Raw genomic sequence first — 15,991 nt, forward strand, 5'->3', positions numbered from 1 at the left:
GTGGGCGAGGGGGCCTGAATCGGGGACAATAGCGTCCCCGCCGCCCCACGCCTGCCTCCGATGACCGATTCCGCCCCCCAGCATCCTGCCCGCATCCTTGATGGCCGCCGTATCGCCGAGGACCTGCTCGACAGCCTGAAGGTGCGCGTCGACGCCCGCGTGGCCGCCGGCGGCAGCCGTCCGGGCCTGGCCGTGGTGCTGGTGGGCGGCGACCCGGCCTCGACCGTATACGTGCGCAACAAGCGCCGTGCCGCCGAAAAGGTCGGCATCGAGGCGCATGACTACGATCTGCCGGCCGGTACCACCGAGGCCGAGCTGCTCGACCTGATCGACCAGCTCAACGCCGATCCGAAGATCAACGGCATCCTGATCCAGCTGCCGCTGCCGGGCATCCCCGACGCGCGCCGGTTGATCCAGCGCATCGACCCGCGCAAGGACGTGGACGGCTTCCACCCGGAAAACGTCGGCCACCTGGCCCTGCGCGAGTTCGGCCTGCGCCCGTGCACCCCGCGCGGCATCACCACGCTGCTGGGCCACACCGACCAGCCGGTGCGTGGCCGCAACGCCACCATCGTGGGCGTGAGCAACCACGTTGGCCGGCCGATGGGCCTGGAGCTGCTGATTGCCGGCTGCACCGTGACCAGCTGCCACAAGTTCACCCCCAAGGACGTGCTGGAACAGGCCGTGCGCAACGCCGACATCCTGGTGGTGGCGGTCGGCCGCCCGGGCATCGTGCCGGGCGAATGGGTGAAGCCGGGCGCGGTGGTGATCGACGTGGGCATCAACCGCTTGGACGACGGTCGGTTGGTGGGCGATGTCGGGTTCGAGGCCGCAGCGCAGCGGGCGAGCTGGATCACCCCGGTGCCGGGCGGCGTGGGCCCGATGACCGTGGCTACGTTGATGCAGAACACCCTGGAAGCGGCGGAAGCGCTGAGCTGACCTCACCTGGGGCTGTTCTCAGGTGTCTGAGGGATAGTGCGGACCAACGGTCCGCACCCACCTGAAGCGGCTGGATCTGGCCCTTGGGTCGGCTCGCGAGATGTGCTCGAGATGTGCTCCTGGTGGGTGCCGACCGTTGGTCGGCACAATGCTGGCGCACAGGTGTCTGAAGGCTAGTGCGGACCAACGGTCCGCACCTACCAAAGATGCCCCAGGGCTGGCCCAGGTGATCCTCTCAAGGTCAAGGTGGGTGCCGACCGTTGGTCGGCACAATGCCGGTGCACAGGTGTATGAAGGTAGTGCGGACCAACGGTCCGCACCCACCGAGGCAGGTTTCACCGCCCCCTGAACCAATCACCGCCCGCGCGACACTGCGTCGCATCTACCCCCTGCCACGCGGCGCGAAAACAGGGTAAAATGTCGCGCTTCCCCACATCTCGGGTATGCCGATGCTGCGCATCCAGGCTGAAGCACTCACTTACGACGACGTCTCGCTCGTCCCCGCCCATTCGACCATCCTGCCCAAGGACGTCAACCTCGAAACGCGGTTGACCCGAGACCTGAAGCTGAAGCTTCCGATCCTGTCCGCTGCCATGGATACCGTCACCGAAGCCCGCCTGGCCATCGCCATGGCCCAGCTCGGCGGCATGGGCATCATCCACAAGAATCTCAGCCTGGAACAGCAGGCCGCGGAAGTGGCCAAGGTCAAGAAGTTCGAGGCCGGTGTCATCCGCGACCCGATCACCGTCGGCCCGGAAACCACCATCCGCGACGTGCTGGCCCTGACCCAGGCGCACAACATCTCCGGCGTGCCGGTGGTGGGCAGCGACGGCCAGCTGGCCGGCATCGTGACCCACCGCGACATGCGCTTCGAGACCGAGCTGGACGATCCGGTCCGCCACATCATGACCAAGAAGGATCGCCTGATCACGGTCAAGGAAGGCGCCGCGTCTGATGAAGTGCTGCAGCTGCTGCACCGCAACCGCATCGAGAAGGTGCTGGTGGTCAATGACTCGTTCGAACTGCGTGGCCTGATCACCGTCAAGGACATCCAGAAGAACACCGACTTCCCCAACGCTGCCAAGGATCTGTCGACCCGCCTGCTGGTCGGCGCGGCCGTCGGCGTGGGTGGCGATACCGATCGCCGCGTGGAAGCGCTGGTCGCCGCCGGCGTGGACGTGATCGTGGTCGATACCGCGCACGGCCACTCGCAGGGCGTGCTGGACCGCGTCAGCTGGGTCAAGAAGAACTTCCCGAACGTGCAGGTCATCGGTGGCAACATCTGCACCGGCGAAGCCGCACTGGCGCTGCTGGACAGCGGCGCGGACGCAGTGAAGGTCGGCATCGGCCCGGGCTCGATCTGCACCACCCGCGTCGTCGCCGGCGTCGGCGTGCCGCAGGTCACCGCCATTGATCTGGTGGCCGAAGCGCTGCAGGACCGCATCCCGCTGATCGCCGACGGTGGCATCCGCTACTCGGGCGACATCGGCAAGGCGCTGGCCGCCGGTGCCTCGACCATCATGGTCGGCGGCCTGCTGGCCGGTACCGAGGAATCGCCGGGCGAGACCGAGCTGTACCAGGGCCGCTCGTACAAGAGCTACCGCGGCATGGGTTCGCTGGCTGCCATGGAGAAGGGGTCGAAGGACCGCTACTTCCAGGACGCTGCCACCGCCGACAAGCTGGTGCCGGAAGGCATCGAAGGCCGCGTGCCGTACCGCGGCCCGGTGGGCGGCATCATCCACCAGCTGATGGGCGGCCTGCGCGCCACCATGGGCTACGTGGGCTGCGCCACCATCGAAGACATGCGCAGCAAGCCCAAGTTCGTGAAGATCAGCGGCGCCGGCCAGCGTGAGAGCCACGTCCACGACGTGACGATCACCAAAGAGCCGCCGAACTACCGCGCCTGATGCGCTTGCGAACTGCTCTTGCGATCACGGGCAGCCTGCTGATGGCAGGCTGTTCGTTGTCCGAACCGCCGCCGCGCTCCGGGTTTCCGGGCGCGGCGGTTTCGCAAGTGAAGGACGTGCAGGCGTGCCAGAACGCGTTCTCGCTGCCGAAGGGCTGGCAGGTGCAGGCCGCAGGCGAGCAGCGCTGGCTGCTGAAAGGCACCGGCGAGCGCCCGCTGCAGGTGATCCTGCGGTGCGTTACCGATCTGAGTGAGAGGCTTGAAGATCCTGTGGTCACCGTCGAGCTAGGGCCCCTGGAGCCGAAACGGATGAGCGTGCAGTCCGCGTTCTGGGGCAACGCCGTGGATTCCGGTTACCCGATGCACACGCTGCAACGGCGCATCGTGCCCGGCACCGAAGTGCAGGAAATCGCCGAGCTGCCGCGCGCCGACCGCGCCAACCCCAACGCACCGCACGGCCTGCTGATGCTGCGCTGGGATGAGGAAGACCCCTCACATATTCAACAACGCGAGGCGTTCATCGCCACGCTGACGCAGAGCCTTGAAGCGCCGGGCACTGCGAAAAACACCACTGGAACGGCACCATGACCAACATCCATAACGACAAGATCCTCATCCTCGATTTCGGCGCGCAGTACACGCAGCTGATCGCCCGCCGCATCCGCGAGCTGGGCGTCTACTGCGAAATCTGGGCGTGGGACCACAACCCGGCCGAGATCGCGGCGTTCGGCGCCAAGGGCATCATCCTGTCCGGTGGCCCGGAATCGACCACGCTGCCGGGCGCCCCGGCCGCGCCGCAGGAAGTGTTCGACAGCGGCCTGCCGATCTTCGGCATCTGCTACGGCATGCAGACCCTGGCCGCGCAGCTGGGCGGTGCCACCGAAGCGGCGGATCAGCGCGAATTCGGCCACGCCGAAGTGAACGTGATCAACCCGGATGCGCTGTTCAAGGGCCTGAGCGACCACGGCGGCGAGCCGAAGCTGAATGTCTGGATGAGCCACGGCGACCACGTCTCCGTTGCACCGCCGGGCTTCACCATCACCGCCACCACCGACCGCATTCCGGTGGCTGCCATGGCCAACGAAGAAAAGCGCTGGTACGGCGTGCAGTTCCACCCGGAAGTGACCCACACCCTGCAGGGCCAGGCGCTGCTGCGCCGCTTCGTGGTGGATGTGTGCGGCTGCCAGACCCTGTGGACCGCCGCCAACATCATCGACGACCAGATCGCCCGCGTGCGCGAGCAGGTGGGTGATGACGAAGTGATCCTGGGCCTGTCCGGCGGCGTTGATTCGTCGGTTGTGGCTGCGCTGCTGCACAAGGCCATCGGCGAGAAGCTGACCTGCGTGTTCGTGGATACCGGCCTGCTGCGCTGGCAGGAAGGCGACCAGGTGATGGCGATGTTCGCCGAGCACATGGGCGTAAAGGTCGTGCGCGTGAATGCCGCCGACCGTTACTTCGCCGCGCTGGAAGGCGTGAGCGACCCGGAAGCCAAGCGCAAGATCATCGGCAACCTGTTCGTTGAGATCTTCGACGAAGAGTCGAACAAGCTGAGCAACGCCAAGTGGTTGGCGCAGGGCACCATCTACCCGGATGTGATCGAGTCGGCCGGCAGCAAGACCGGCAAGGCGCATGTGATCAAGAGCCACCACAACGTGGGCGGCCTGCCGGAGCACATGAAGCTGGGCCTGGTGGAGCCGCTGCGCGAGCTGTTCAAGGACGAAGTGCGCCGCCTGGGCGTTGAACTGGGCCTGCCGCGCACCATGGTCTACCGCCATCCGTTCCCGGGCCCGGGCCTGGGCGTGCGCATTCTGGGCGAAGTGAAGCGCGAATACGCCGAACTGCTGGCCAAGGCCGATGCCATCTTCATTGATGAGCTGCGCAAGGCGGATCTGTACGACAAGACCAGCCAGGCGTTTGCTGTGTTCTTGCCGGTGAAGTCGGTGGGTGTGGTGGGCGATGCGCGCGCTTATGAGTGGGTGATTGCACTGCGTGCCGTGGAGACGATTGATTTCATGACCGCGCATTGGGCGCATCTGCCGTATGAGTTCCTGGGGACGGTGAGCAACCGGATCATCAATGAGTTGCGGGGGGTGTCGCGGGTTGTTTATGACATCTCGGGGAAGCCGCCGGCTACTATTGAGTGGGAGTGAGTTGAACGAACGAGGGCGCCGAGAGGCGTCCTTTTTCTCATATGTAGGTGCCAACGAAGTTGGGATTTGACCCTCTGATAAGTCCGATGGACAAGGCGCAATCCTGCGTGGAGTCCGCTCGCGCTGTCAGGGCCGACATGGATGCGGTCCTTGATGGCTTTTTACCGGGGAGTCAACCTGCGGTGCGGGGGCGGAGCTCTATCCGACGGGTTGGTGCACGGGCGATGGCACTTATCGCAGGATGTGATGCCTGTTTGACTCCAGTTGACCTTGGGCGTCTATATCCTGCCGTCAGGTGCTGGCCCTGTTGATCTCCAGGGTCGCCCTTTGGCCCGGTAGAGCCCTGTGGGAGGGCCTGCCGGGCGAGCTTTTCTATGGGGATGCCAACAGCGGTCATGCGGGCCCTGCAGGTAGGCAGTGCCGGAGTAGCTTTCCGTGCGTGTGATCTCAGGCGGCGTGGATCTGACAGTGACTTGAAGGTTCGCCTGCGCCCCCGCGCCGTTGTAGTGAACCGTCCGGACATCGCCTACTGGAAATGTGCCCTGATGATCAATTTTGGCTCTGGTCATCTATAGTCATGCAGTCGTCCGCCACGCCTATCAGGAGCGGAGCATGGCGGCAGTGAGCCAATATAAGGAGTGGCAGAGCCGTGGACAGGGAAATTTGGCGAATGGGGCGCAAGGTTGCGCGGGAGAAGGGGCGTCGCTACAAAAACTGGGAGCTGGACTTTGTCCGCGGCCTGCACCAGGGGCGGGCATTGAGTAGCCTTGCCGCTGATCTGACGATTTCCACGGGGATTCCCGTTCGCCTTATGTCCATCTGGTTGGACAAGAATGCTTGGGTGACGTGGAAAGATTCGGCTGGACATTTGGTGAGCCGTCGTGAGCTCGCCGACCTTGCGGTGGTAGTGCGACAGCCCATGGGGGGAAAGGTCGCGCAATGGATGTGGCTTCTGCAGGCAAAGCGGACGATGCATCTCCTCGATTCATACGTCGGCAGCAGCAGTCTCCATGAACTGGACCTGCTGCATCGCATGCCTGACTTTTCATTGCTGGAAGGCGATGGGAAAACCCGTCGGCTCATTGCTAGCAATATTGCGCTGGCGAACGAGTTTGCGATTGGGAAGACGCCTGCCGGCGTGTCGCCTTGGCCATGTCCGGGCGTGGTGCCCTGGACGTTTTTGGATTTCGATAGCGACGTGAAGGATGCAAGCTCGGCCGCTCGCAATCATTTCAGCCCGGTGTCGGCTCGATGGTTGGGAACGCCGTCTGCTCCAGCGGGAAGTTGGGCAGAACAGTGGTTGAGGGCTGGGGGCGGCGCCAGTCCGTTGCTGGCGTCCTACACGGCCTGCCTGCTTGGCATCATCTCTGGGCAACAGGTGGCCTGGCGCCATCCAGGCCATGCAAGCGCGTGCCGCACCTTTGCTCCAGGCGCACCGCTGGATCCGTCGGTCTACCCTCAATGGCACCGCTTGTATACCGCGCTGATGACGCGTTCCGTAGGAGGGGTTTCGGGTCACGCTAAGTCGTCAGGCAACCCCTCCGGCTCTGTTCTTCAGTTCAGTCAGTTGATGGCCCAAGAGGCATCGAGCGTGCGCTGGTTGGACTCCGGGTTCGGGTTCCCGGACTACAGGCCCGTGGGATGGCTCTCTGGGGCTCAGTCCTCGTTCAGCGGCCAATGGGCGATCGCGGGCCTTCCAGAACAAGAGGCTCGAGAATCACTGCGAATGTTCGATGGCCTGGAGACGTCGTCATGGCCGGAAGAGATGCTCGCGTCCGAGCAAAACAACGATGGAGGCGAGCCTCCCGAGATGAGCGAGTCGGACTCGGATGATGGGTACAACGGCGGAATGCAGGTCTTGTTCGTCGATTTGTTGAGGCCGCCAGGATGATCCGGCCAGGTCCATTCCTGACGATTCTTGTCGGGAGTTAGAAAGGCCTTGGGCAGTGGAATCGACGACCGGCGTCCGCGGCGCGGCAGTGATCAGGCAGGGTGATCGGAGTCCTTTCCGAACGAGGGAGAGGGGTCTGTGTCGTCGTCTGTGTCGATAGGCGTTTCGGTACTGGCCAATCCTCGCAAAGCTGACATGGAGGTGGTCTGCGCGAACTCGCGGTCCGCCTGGGACTTGATCATGTCCGTAAGCACCAGCGTCAAGATCACCGTCCACACCTGCCATAGCGTCAGGGCGACCAGAATGACGAAAGAGATCGTTCTTGATGCCTCCACATGCCTCAGCACCAGTGGGACCTGCCGGGCCATGGGCACGATGATGCCGGCGACGAGAACTATGCCGAGGATCATTGTCGAGTGGGCGATCGGGGTGAACAGCTTGCGAAAACGTTCACCGCTTTCTTCGCCAGCCTTCTTGCTTTCTCCCAACGAAAGCCGCAAGCGGTCTGGGTAAACAATGGCTAGCCAAGCGCCAACGACCGCGAAGATGATGGCCGCGGTCGTTCGCAGTGCCTCAAAGAGCGGCCATTGCTGGGCAAACGGAATCCATCGGCCGTACCACATCGCGCCGCCCAGCAGCAGGGCGGTCAGTCCAACAGCTGCCCCGCACAGGATGATTCTCATTCGAGGAGTTCTTTCAGTAGAGCTGTGCGCCGCCTCATGAGCTTCTCCAAGAGCGTCTTCGTGTTGATGGATCCATCCTGGCTACGGATGCCGTCCAGGCGGACCTCGCCGCGCGCCGTCGCCCCGCTGAGCCAGTTCACTCGGCTCTCGCCTTTGAACTGGAAACCGTAGTCGTCCCAATCCAGGTCTTGGGCTCGCTGTCCCCAATTATCGACAAGCTCCTGAACCTCCTTCTTTGTCAGCCGCATGCTCAAACTGGAATTGACCTTTGCCGTTCGCGGCGCCTGCTTGGGGGCACCCATCCCCATGAGGCCAAGTCCCTTTTGCCAAACGCTGCGCTGCTCGACCGTCTTGAACTCGATCGTGGTCCGCCGATGGACCTTTCGAATATCATCGTAGCGCTTGACGATGATATCGTTGATACCCGGTTTGCTGTAGAGAGCGGTTCTGAAACGGGGATGGAACTGAGAGCTTGGCTCGTCCGTTTTGACCTTGCGATATCCAAAGACGGTAATTGCGTCAGGATCTGCGGGATCGGGCGGCAGTTGCACCGCCTGTGTGGACTGCGTGGTCAGGAACTATTCGCAGTAGGCCTGGAAGGGGCCCTGTGCGGTGACCGGGCTGTCGATGCGTAGGGTCGCGAGAAGTTCATTGCCAGGCAACAGCCAGAAGAAGGTGGGAAAGCCGGGAATGGTGCCCACTTTGACGTCGTTAAGATGCATCGTCGCCTTGCCGACCTTGTTTATCAGGGGGTTTTGTGGGGGCTCTATCAGCTGAAGTATGGGCGACGCCTGGGCAAGCGTACGGCTCAGAATAGTGTGTGGATCTAGTGATCGATAGAGCTGGAGGTGTCCTTGAACGAGGCACGCCTGTGTTCCTCCTCCGCGATTGACGATCCGGTGTCTAGCGGAGCGCCAGTGACGCGACTTTGCTGTGCAAGAGGCAAGCGGCTCGATAGCCCCCCCGCCTACGGCGGAGCTCCCAGAGCGCGTATTCCGATAGCGCGGCGAAGGACCAGCGATATGTCGCTTGGGTCAAATGCAAGACTCGGTCAGTGGCGTATCGGAGGGATCTCGGTATTACCAAGCGCTAGTGTCATCACCGGCTCGTTGAAGGCAGCAAGTCCCCAACGGGTGAGGACATCGTGTAGGGCTTCCGACAGTAGTGACGATGGCAGCTCGCGAATGCGGTCATAGCGCGTGTCCCAGCGGAGCGCGATTGCACGTTCGCCATTGCCGCGCAGCAGATTGATTATTCGGGTTTCCAGCTGTGCACGTCCAGGCCGATAGCGCGCTTGATAGTCCAGCGCCTCCCGCATCGTCTTGTGCGCCAGGTAGTAGCACTGTGCAAGGGATAGATGCTCCAGCTGCATGCGGAACAGGCTGCGAGCATCGTCCATGTTCGGGGACGGCAAGTCGCGGTCGGTGAGGACATGTTCAAGGTATGTCACCATCTCCTCGACACCGAGATCGCGAGCGAGGACGGCAGCGTGGTCGCGCCATGCTTCTGGCCACTGCGCTTGAGGCAGGTCGCGGATACCACGCTGCAATGCGAGAGTGTTCGGGGAGATTCGCCACACCACGCGTGTCAGGTATGCGGTCAGGCGACCGCTCTCGTCGAAACCCATGACGCCAGCAGGCGTCGATGCGTCCAGGGCGAGTACCCCTTTCTTCATCAAACCAAAGAACGTCCCAATGAACTTGTTGGTCGGTTCGAACCTCTGACCAGATTCAGCCAGAGGTGCCAGCGTCCAGCGGACGTGATCGAGCGGACTCGCGCGCAATAGGGCGATCAGGGTCGCCGCTTCAAGCAGAGTCAGCTCCTCAGGACGAATGCGCGTGGATTCCGGTTGTGGATAGCCTGCCAGTACTGCTGCCAGCTTTCCCTCGGGCGTATCCGGAATCTCGGCAAGGTCCTTCATCTGACGTGCGATGGGTGAATCGGCACGCGACAGCGAGAGTGTGGCGATGCTGGCTAGAACAGTCCTACCGCCGTCAATCTCCGCAAGGTCCGCCCCCCATTGTTCCAAGAGCATCTGGCCTGTTGCGCCTGGTGTCGCACGCAGCCAGCCCAGTGCTCCGTTAAAGAGGGCTATCGGGTCTTCGAGGCTTTCGACATCGATGTAGAGCGATTCCAAGGGCGTGGTGTATCGATCGTCTTCGGCTGGCGGGACGTCAGCGGCCCTTTCCGCGAGTTCGGCGAGCACTGCCCCAGCTCCGGTCAGGTCATCCGAGTGGGCTGCATGTGCCAGGTAGATAGCTCGACTGATCCACCATGGCAATCCGTGCGCGGGAGTCGCGCGCAGGTACTCGATCTGCTCGGGGTCAGGCTCGAGATGTAGCGTCGCGTCTGCGGCCAACAGCAGTCGCCAGTGTTCGCGCACAGGGCCGTCCAGGTGGGCCTCAATCTCGTGCCAGCGCCGGACAAAGTCGAAGCCGAAGTGCCCGAACCGCAAAACGCCGTCGAGACCGGGCGCAGAAATCCAGGGACTCCAGCAATCGAGGTCCTCGCCGCTTTCACCGTGCCTGTCCCAGGCAAGCGAGACTAGCGTCGCGGCGGCATCACGAAGTCGATCCTGCTGACCCGTCTCCAGCGCTACCTGCAGGAGAAACTTCGCAACTACGGTAGGGTCATGGCCGTCGGTCGTCGGCGAGACTCCAGGTAAGAACGCGGCAAGCTGATTCAAGACAGTCTCGTAGGCGTCTGTCTCGCCAGTACGCGCTCGATGCAGGGCCATCATTGCGCGCATCTCTGCAAGGGAGGCGCGGTTGCGATCATCGATCTGCGTATCGCGGCCCACCAATTGTTCGAGCTTTTCCATCACACGCGCTACGTCCCCCCACTGCGCCAGGTGCATCGCATGGACATAGGCCTCATGGAAGACCTTCTCCTGGCGTGCTCCCGGAAGCGTACGAATCAGGTCGTCTAGGAGTTTGGGGTCGAATTTTCCGGCTAGGCGCTGCTTGGTCCCAACGATCGCGTGCGGCAGTGCCCAATTGGGGTACAACTCGCGGGCACGAGCAGCCTCCGGCACCACCGTCTCCGCGTAGGTACCGATCACTTGGAAGAACGCGTTGAAGGCAAACATTGGGGGGCGCTCTGGCGCGAGCGCTGCGGTGAGCAGCGCCTCGACTCGCGCCCGACGTGCGGCCACGCGTTGCGCCACGTCGGTATTTCCGAGTCCCCCGCGTATCCGCTGCCCAGAAGAGCCGCCCAAGACCCAGGCCAGCATGGCCAGGGCCTCTGGATGCGTTCCGACGTTGGCCTCGCTCAACAACGCTTCGGCGCCGGCATCGTCGTCCTGCATGCCGAGACAGAAGCCATGCTTGGCTCGCTCAGTCGGACTGGAATCGGCCAGGGCCGCATAGCTTGAAGCCGCCGCGGCATAGTCCTTCGAAAACAGGGCGCGATCGGCTTCGCTCCAATGCGCGGGTGGCGCGGCATTGGCTGATCGTGCAGAGAGCACCTCTCCCAACGTGGGAGAAGCACTTGACGGTGGCGGGCGTTGGGGCATCGGCGGCTCGTCTGTCCTGTTGGTCAATTGCTTGAGCCAGAGGGCAGAGACCCCCGACTCATGCAGCAACCACAATACATGCCGAGTGAGGCCGTCGCGACCGCCTGGCTAGAGTGCGCTTCTTCCTTTGAAAGCGGGAACGCTGGCCCCTGCGGCTTCAAGGACACCAGACCCTGGGTCCTTCGGGCGAGTCTCGACTGATCGGCGAGCCGACCCGGTTGAAATCCCTATCAACGGCTACCCTGTACTGGCCGACGGACCCATCGGCTCGGGTGGGGGTGTATCGAGTACGCGGGTTTGTTCGAGGGACGCAGCGATCAAGTGTCCTAGGAGGGATGCCCAAGTCCCAAAGAGCTCGCCCGGCGAGGTACATGAAACCTCGCCGGGCGATTGCACCCTGTCGGAACCAAGGTGCGTCGCCACTATAGAGCCAGGGTGATTCGCTGCGGACGCATCCCGTGAGATAAGTGCTATCGGATGATCAGATGGATTCGCCTGCTGCCATCCTGGCGTTCGTAGGGCAGGGGAGGACGCGTCTATCGAGTGCTGCCATGTTCGTTGGGCGGTGCCGCAGGTGATGTTCATAGTGGTCCGCAGTGAACTCCCACATCCGGACTCCGTTCAGGACGTAGACACGACCGAACACGGCAAAGATGGCTGGCAGCCGTGAATCCGTTAGGAAGTATCGGGCGGCGGTATCGGGGACGACGTGAGGAACAGGCCAGTTGTCGTAGATCAGGAGCCAGGTTTCATCACCTCTGTCATAACCGGGAAGGGTGACCGACCCGGCCTTGCCAAGGGCGAAGTAGGCCATCGCGTCGGCCCACTCTCGCTCGGGGCTGTCACCGACCCATCCATCGCCAGGTTCGTCAGCTTCGATCTCCTTCAAGAGGCGCTTGGTCGATCTTTCCCCTTCGCCCGGGGTGGCGTGCGAAACAAAATGTCCGCGGCTGTCATCGCCCTGCTCGCGAAGCGCCGACTTCTTCGCCTCATTGGTCGTTATGGCTTCGACATGTTCGATGGCGATGCGTTTTTGCCCATCAGTGATGAGGAAGTCCGGACGGTCGCCGTGATCGACTAAGAGAGGAAACTGAAAGCGTGACGCAGGGATCGAGAGCAGCAAATGGACGATGGCGTAGCGTTCCACATGCTCGGACCGTCGTCCCTCTGTGCGTAGGGGTACTTCGATGTTCAGTTGCGAGATGAGCCGCCGAAGCTCATGAATGTCGCTGGCACGAGCCAGCGGCAGCCGTTGTTGCGTCCGCATTGTCAATTCCTTTCGTGCGCGGTGTACCCAATTGCGATCATTCGAGTCCAGCCTTCCATTGTTGCAAGAGGTGTCAGCATCGCGGTAAGAATGCCGTGGAAGATTGGCTCCGGCCAGAGGTGCGTCTCGCAGGTGTTTGATGTCCAGCGCTGCAGGGCCACGAACCGGTGGCGGGCAGGTCGCGTCGAACTGGCGCGAGATGACTTGGCCGACGGCACCGGCTCTAGGAGGGTAGTCATGTTGCCACGCATTCCCTCCAGGGCATACCGCGGCCCAGAAGGCAGATGCGAGGAGGTCTGCCGAGCAAGCCGACGCGCTCGCAGCGCGGCCGACTGCGCTATCCTAGGCCCTGATTGATGGTAGGCCGATGCCCCGCAAGCCCGCGTCAGCAAAGGTCTTGCGCTTCTGACGGTAAAAGCGACGGTAAGGGCCTCTGTCGATCAAAGCCAAACCCTTTAGCCACGCGGACTTGCGTGGTCTGTTGATGATCGAGTGGGAATGAGTTGGGAGAACTAGGGCGCCGAGAGGCGCCCTTGTTGTTTGTGGTGTCCGCTAGTGCTAGGCCTGGTTCTACGCCGGCTTGTTAGCCGGACCCAGTCGCCCTAGCATCGAGCTGTATCAGGGGGAAGTCCACCATACAGTGCCTTGTGGATACTTCGTATAGCCGGACCCACGGGTCCGACTATTAGATAGTTGGGGCGCACACTAATGGTCACTCGGTCCATGGATGAAGTCCGTAGCGAGTACATCTCCTCGATGGGACAAGAGCTTGGGGTGAGCTTCTATGAGCTGCACCGAAAGCTCGTGGAACTTCACGTTCTTTGGCAACAGTACCGCCAGCTTTTCGGCGATGACCCTGACACGGTCCACCTGCTTAACCGGACCTCTGGCCTGTTCTTCAAAATCGTTCAAGACGAGCCGAAAATTTGGGAATGGGGATAGAGCAATGCCGAGCCTCTGAACGGTGATACATGCTTGACGTCATACGCCGGAGTTTGATTGGCTGGCCCGATTCTTTCGTGGGTGCAGCAAGAGCTGCAGGAGTTTACAGGTGTCATTTCGATGGGCGCGCTCGCGTCTCCCATCCTAGATAGTTAGAGAATGCCTTGATTAAGATTGAGCGCCCTGTCGCGAACCTGCAGCTGCGCTGGGCAGGTCGCCGAGCGTCGGAATCTTGACGCGCGCCGCAGTTGAACATGCAGTTTGGAGGGGGATGGCACTCGCGTTTGCGCTAAGACGGCAACGTTATGATACTGGCTACGACGCGGCGGGGCCGCGGGACTGAAAGTTCAGGTCTATCAGAGTGCCGAGGATGCAGTGACGCAAGCCGTTTTCATTGAAAAGATCAAAGATGGTGACTATCGGCTGATGTGGCTCGGACGCCTCATCCGTGATGCGCAGGCAGCATCACCACTTCGAGTTGAGGCGATCTTCCTAAAGCACCCGATTGATCACCGGGCGTACAGACCGTGGGTGGTGGATGAACGACCGATCGAAGAGTTGCCATTGCTCGCCTCCCAGGCTTCCTGGCGAAATGGGCGTTTCCAAGGGTACAGCGACAAGAATTTTCCGATTCAGCACCTGACGGTCATACCCGACTCAGCGCGATACGCTGAGATGACGAAGAATCCGCCATTTACCGAGGCCGAGTATCCGTTCTACAAGCGTCAAATTCTTTCCTCTTGCTGGGTCTTCGATACAGTCGAGGGTGTTGAGCTGGTGGTACCAGGCTGGCAAATCTTGCAGGCCTGGTACCTCTTTGATCGGGAGATCATGGCTAGCGTCCTTGCTGGCATGCTTGATGTCACCAAAGACTATGGTACGGAGGTCCCATGGCTGCCTGGGACCGCATGTGTGGAAAGGACAGTCACCTACCACTTACCTGAGCACATCTCAGTGCCAGTTGCCAAGCAGTTCTCCAGGCTGCTGTTTGATCAACAGGCACGCCGCTATGCAATGAACATCTGGGCGAAGCTAATGGAGCCCAGGTCAACATTCCTGCCCATGGCGCGCCCCCCTCATTCGGTACCGGCAAAATGGTCATGCCGGATGAGGCCGTTGAAGACGGTTAACGGCAAGCCCCGCTGGCTACTTCTTCATCTGATGGGGGCACACGTACCGCTTCCGTACGATACCTTTGAGGTGGTTCGTCAGCGAACGGCCGAGCCAGCGACAGAGAACCTGCCGCCGACCATAGCCCAGAATGGGCCTGCATTGCCTGATCCAGACAAGCCTCTCCCTCTTGTGAGTGGGCAGGCTGGTGGGCGCAGGCGTCGTGGGCCTCGGATGAATGGCATGACCTTCGTTGACTACAGCGCGGAAGACGTCAATGAGACGACACGCATAGATGAGCGCCCTACATCCAAAGTGATCGGGCAATCTCTGGTTCTGCCTGATCCAACCGTGGTTATAGAGGCTGCGTCTTTGGTGACGGAGGGCAAGCCAGACAAGACCATTTTAGCGGTCGGCATCGAGTCGCCGGCAGCGCCAGCCAAACCTCCAGAGGACCCCGCCGCGCTTTTCGAGCGAAGTCGCGCCGCTTACCAAGCAATAATCCAGTACGTTCAGGACAACCCTCACCCGTCAGGTTGGCGTTGGACAGCAGAGATGGTGTTTAACAACTCTGTCGATCAATTCGTGACCGCTGGCCCTGTACCTCGCTACTTCCTCATACTTGAGCTTCAGGTAGCCGACCAATACACGTATCTGGTTGAAGTTCTTCGCAGGGCAGACGATGCCGAGTTTCCTCTCTGCCAGGTTCGGAACACATCACGCTCACGTATGTCCAGCACTGACATCTCGCGTTGGCTTAATCAATTTCCGTACGACGGACAGGCCCCTTGGGGTGGAAGCTCTCAAGTTCCTCAATGGTTGCTTGGCCCATTGACCGTGCGACATCAGCCCACAAAGCTCCCGGCCAACATTGAAGATCTGCGAGGTGAGGAGCGCATGGTGAGGGCGGAGGCCCACTTGGTCGAAGGCCTGTGGACACGCTTGCTGAAGCATATGATGGACTTCGAGACTAAGATTGCCACTGGTGCCACCAGGGCTCAGCGAAAGTTATCGAGAAGGAAACTGCGCGATCAATGAAAGGTGCCAGTTGGAGAGCTGTTTCTCCTTAATTCCGATGCTACGTCAGAGTGAACACCACTCAGTCCCTCATTCACCCGCCCAGCAAGGAGCATGTACGATGCACAAATCAACCGCGCTTTCCACCGACCTTCGTGCTGCAGCAAAGGCACTGCAAGCCGGGATCGCCGACCCCAATCTTGCGATCGTGCTCAACGCCCTTGCTGCTGCAGTCGAGAAACCGACCGGATATACCTTGCGGCTTCTGGGGGGAATCGACCACACAACGTTCGAGCCTACAGCTGCAGCTGCGAAGGATGCTGCCCAAGACATGCAGTACCGGGAAGATGAGTACACCGTGGTTCCGCTGCTGTGCGTTCCCGATCGTGATCCGTCGTAAGTAGCTTGAGCTTGCTCATATCGGTGCTCTACAGTCATGAGCGTACTAACGCTGCTGGCATGGCTTGATGTCGGGGAGATGCAACCGTTGCTGATCGAGGTACAGTTGCCCGCTTCCCAGTCATGCACCAGGTATCGAACTGGCAAGCCGATGAGGCGTTAGCGATTACACG

General features: G+C 61.6%; 11 protein-coding genes and 1 pseudogene. 8 read left to right on the plus strand and 4 right to left on the minus strand.

All coding sequences use genetic code 11. The features are described from left to right. The first annotated feature begins 60 nt into the window (after positions 1-60). The 5 genes from folD (at position 61) to ACTJJM_RS04795 (ending at position 6,886) form a co-directional block, all read left to right on the plus strand. A complete protein-coding gene (gene folD, locus ACTJJM_RS04775) occupies positions 61-939 on the plus strand; it encodes a bifunctional methylenetetrahydrofolate dehydrogenase/methenyltetrahydrofolate cyclohydrolase FolD (protein ID WP_049402332.1) in 879 nt (292 codons plus the stop codon). A 449-nt stretch (positions 940-1,388) separates the two neighbouring features. Next, positions 1,389-2,846: an IMP dehydrogenase gene (gene guaB / locus ACTJJM_RS04780; RefSeq protein ID WP_005416248.1), complete on the plus strand. Its 1,458-nt coding sequence runs from the start codon at positions 1,389-1,391 to the stop codon at positions 2,844-2,846. Between the two features lie 107 nt (positions 2,847-2,953). After that, complete coding sequence (locus tag ACTJJM_RS04785; protein ID WP_049410969.1) at positions 2,954-3,433, plus strand: hypothetical protein; 480 nt, start codon at positions 2,954-2,956, stop codon at positions 3,431-3,433. Continuing rightward, complete coding sequence (gene guaA / locus ACTJJM_RS04790; RefSeq protein WP_014646866.1) at positions 3,430-4,995, plus strand: glutamine-hydrolyzing GMP synthase; 1,566 nt, start codon at positions 3,430-3,432, stop codon at positions 4,993-4,995. Before ACTJJM_RS04785 ends, guaA begins: the two co-directional genes overlap by 4 nt. 670 nt (positions 4,996-5,665) lie before the next feature. Continuing rightward, complete coding sequence (locus ACTJJM_RS04795; protein WP_440865181.1) at positions 5,666-6,886, plus strand: hypothetical protein; 1,221 nt, start codon at positions 5,666-5,668, stop codon at positions 6,884-6,886. 92 nt (positions 6,887-6,978) lie between these two features. Here the strand turns inward: ACTJJM_RS04795 and ACTJJM_RS04800 are convergent, their stop codons facing one another. From ACTJJM_RS04800 to ACTJJM_RS04815, 4 genes are all read right to left on the minus strand, one after another. After that, entirely contained in the window at positions 6,979-7,569 is a 591-nt protein-coding gene (locus ACTJJM_RS04800; RefSeq protein WP_440865182.1) for a hypothetical protein, read from the minus strand. Further along, on the minus strand, positions 7,566-8,120 hold the full coding sequence (locus tag ACTJJM_RS04805; protein WP_440865183.1) for a hypothetical protein: 555 nt from the start codon (positions 8,118-8,120) through the stop codon (positions 7,566-7,568). The genes ACTJJM_RS04800 and ACTJJM_RS04805 overlap by 4 nt, the downstream gene beginning before the upstream one ends. A 500-nt stretch (positions 8,121-8,620) precedes the next feature. Continuing rightward, positions 8,621-11,083: a hypothetical protein gene (locus tag ACTJJM_RS04810; RefSeq protein WP_440865184.1), complete on the minus strand. Its 2,463-nt coding sequence runs from the start codon at positions 11,081-11,083 to the stop codon at positions 8,621-8,623. Positions 11,084-11,564: 481 nt separating this feature from the next. Further along, the gene (locus ACTJJM_RS04815) at positions 11,565-12,350 is read right to left on the minus strand and encodes a hypothetical protein (protein ID WP_440865185.1); all 786 of its coding nucleotides are present in this window, start codon (positions 12,348-12,350) and stop codon (positions 11,565-11,567) included. A 708-nt stretch (positions 12,351-13,058) separates the two neighbouring features. Between ACTJJM_RS04815 and ACTJJM_RS04820 the strand changes: the two are divergent. The 3 genes and pseudogenes from ACTJJM_RS04820 to ACTJJM_RS04830 all read left to right on the plus strand — a co-directional run. Next, positions 13,059-13,283 (plus strand): annotated as a pseudogene (locus ACTJJM_RS04820) (hypothetical protein); the annotation flags it as partial. 384 nt (positions 13,284-13,667) lie between these two features. Continuing rightward, positions 13,668-15,440 (plus strand): hypothetical protein, encoded by a 1,773-nt coding sequence (locus ACTJJM_RS04825; RefSeq protein WP_440865186.1) that lies wholly within the window; start codon positions 13,668-13,670, stop codon positions 15,438-15,440. Between the two features lie 100 nt (positions 15,441-15,540). Beyond that, positions 15,541-15,819: a hypothetical protein gene (locus tag ACTJJM_RS04830; RefSeq protein WP_440865187.1), complete on the plus strand. Its 279-nt coding sequence runs from the start codon at positions 15,541-15,543 to the stop codon at positions 15,817-15,819. Positions 15,820-15,991 lie beyond the last annotated feature (172 nt).

Source organism: Stenotrophomonas sp. 22692 (genome assembly GCF_052045015.1).
Taxonomy (GTDB): domain Bacteria; phylum Pseudomonadota; class Gammaproteobacteria; order Xanthomonadales; family Xanthomonadaceae; genus Stenotrophomonas; species Stenotrophomonas geniculata.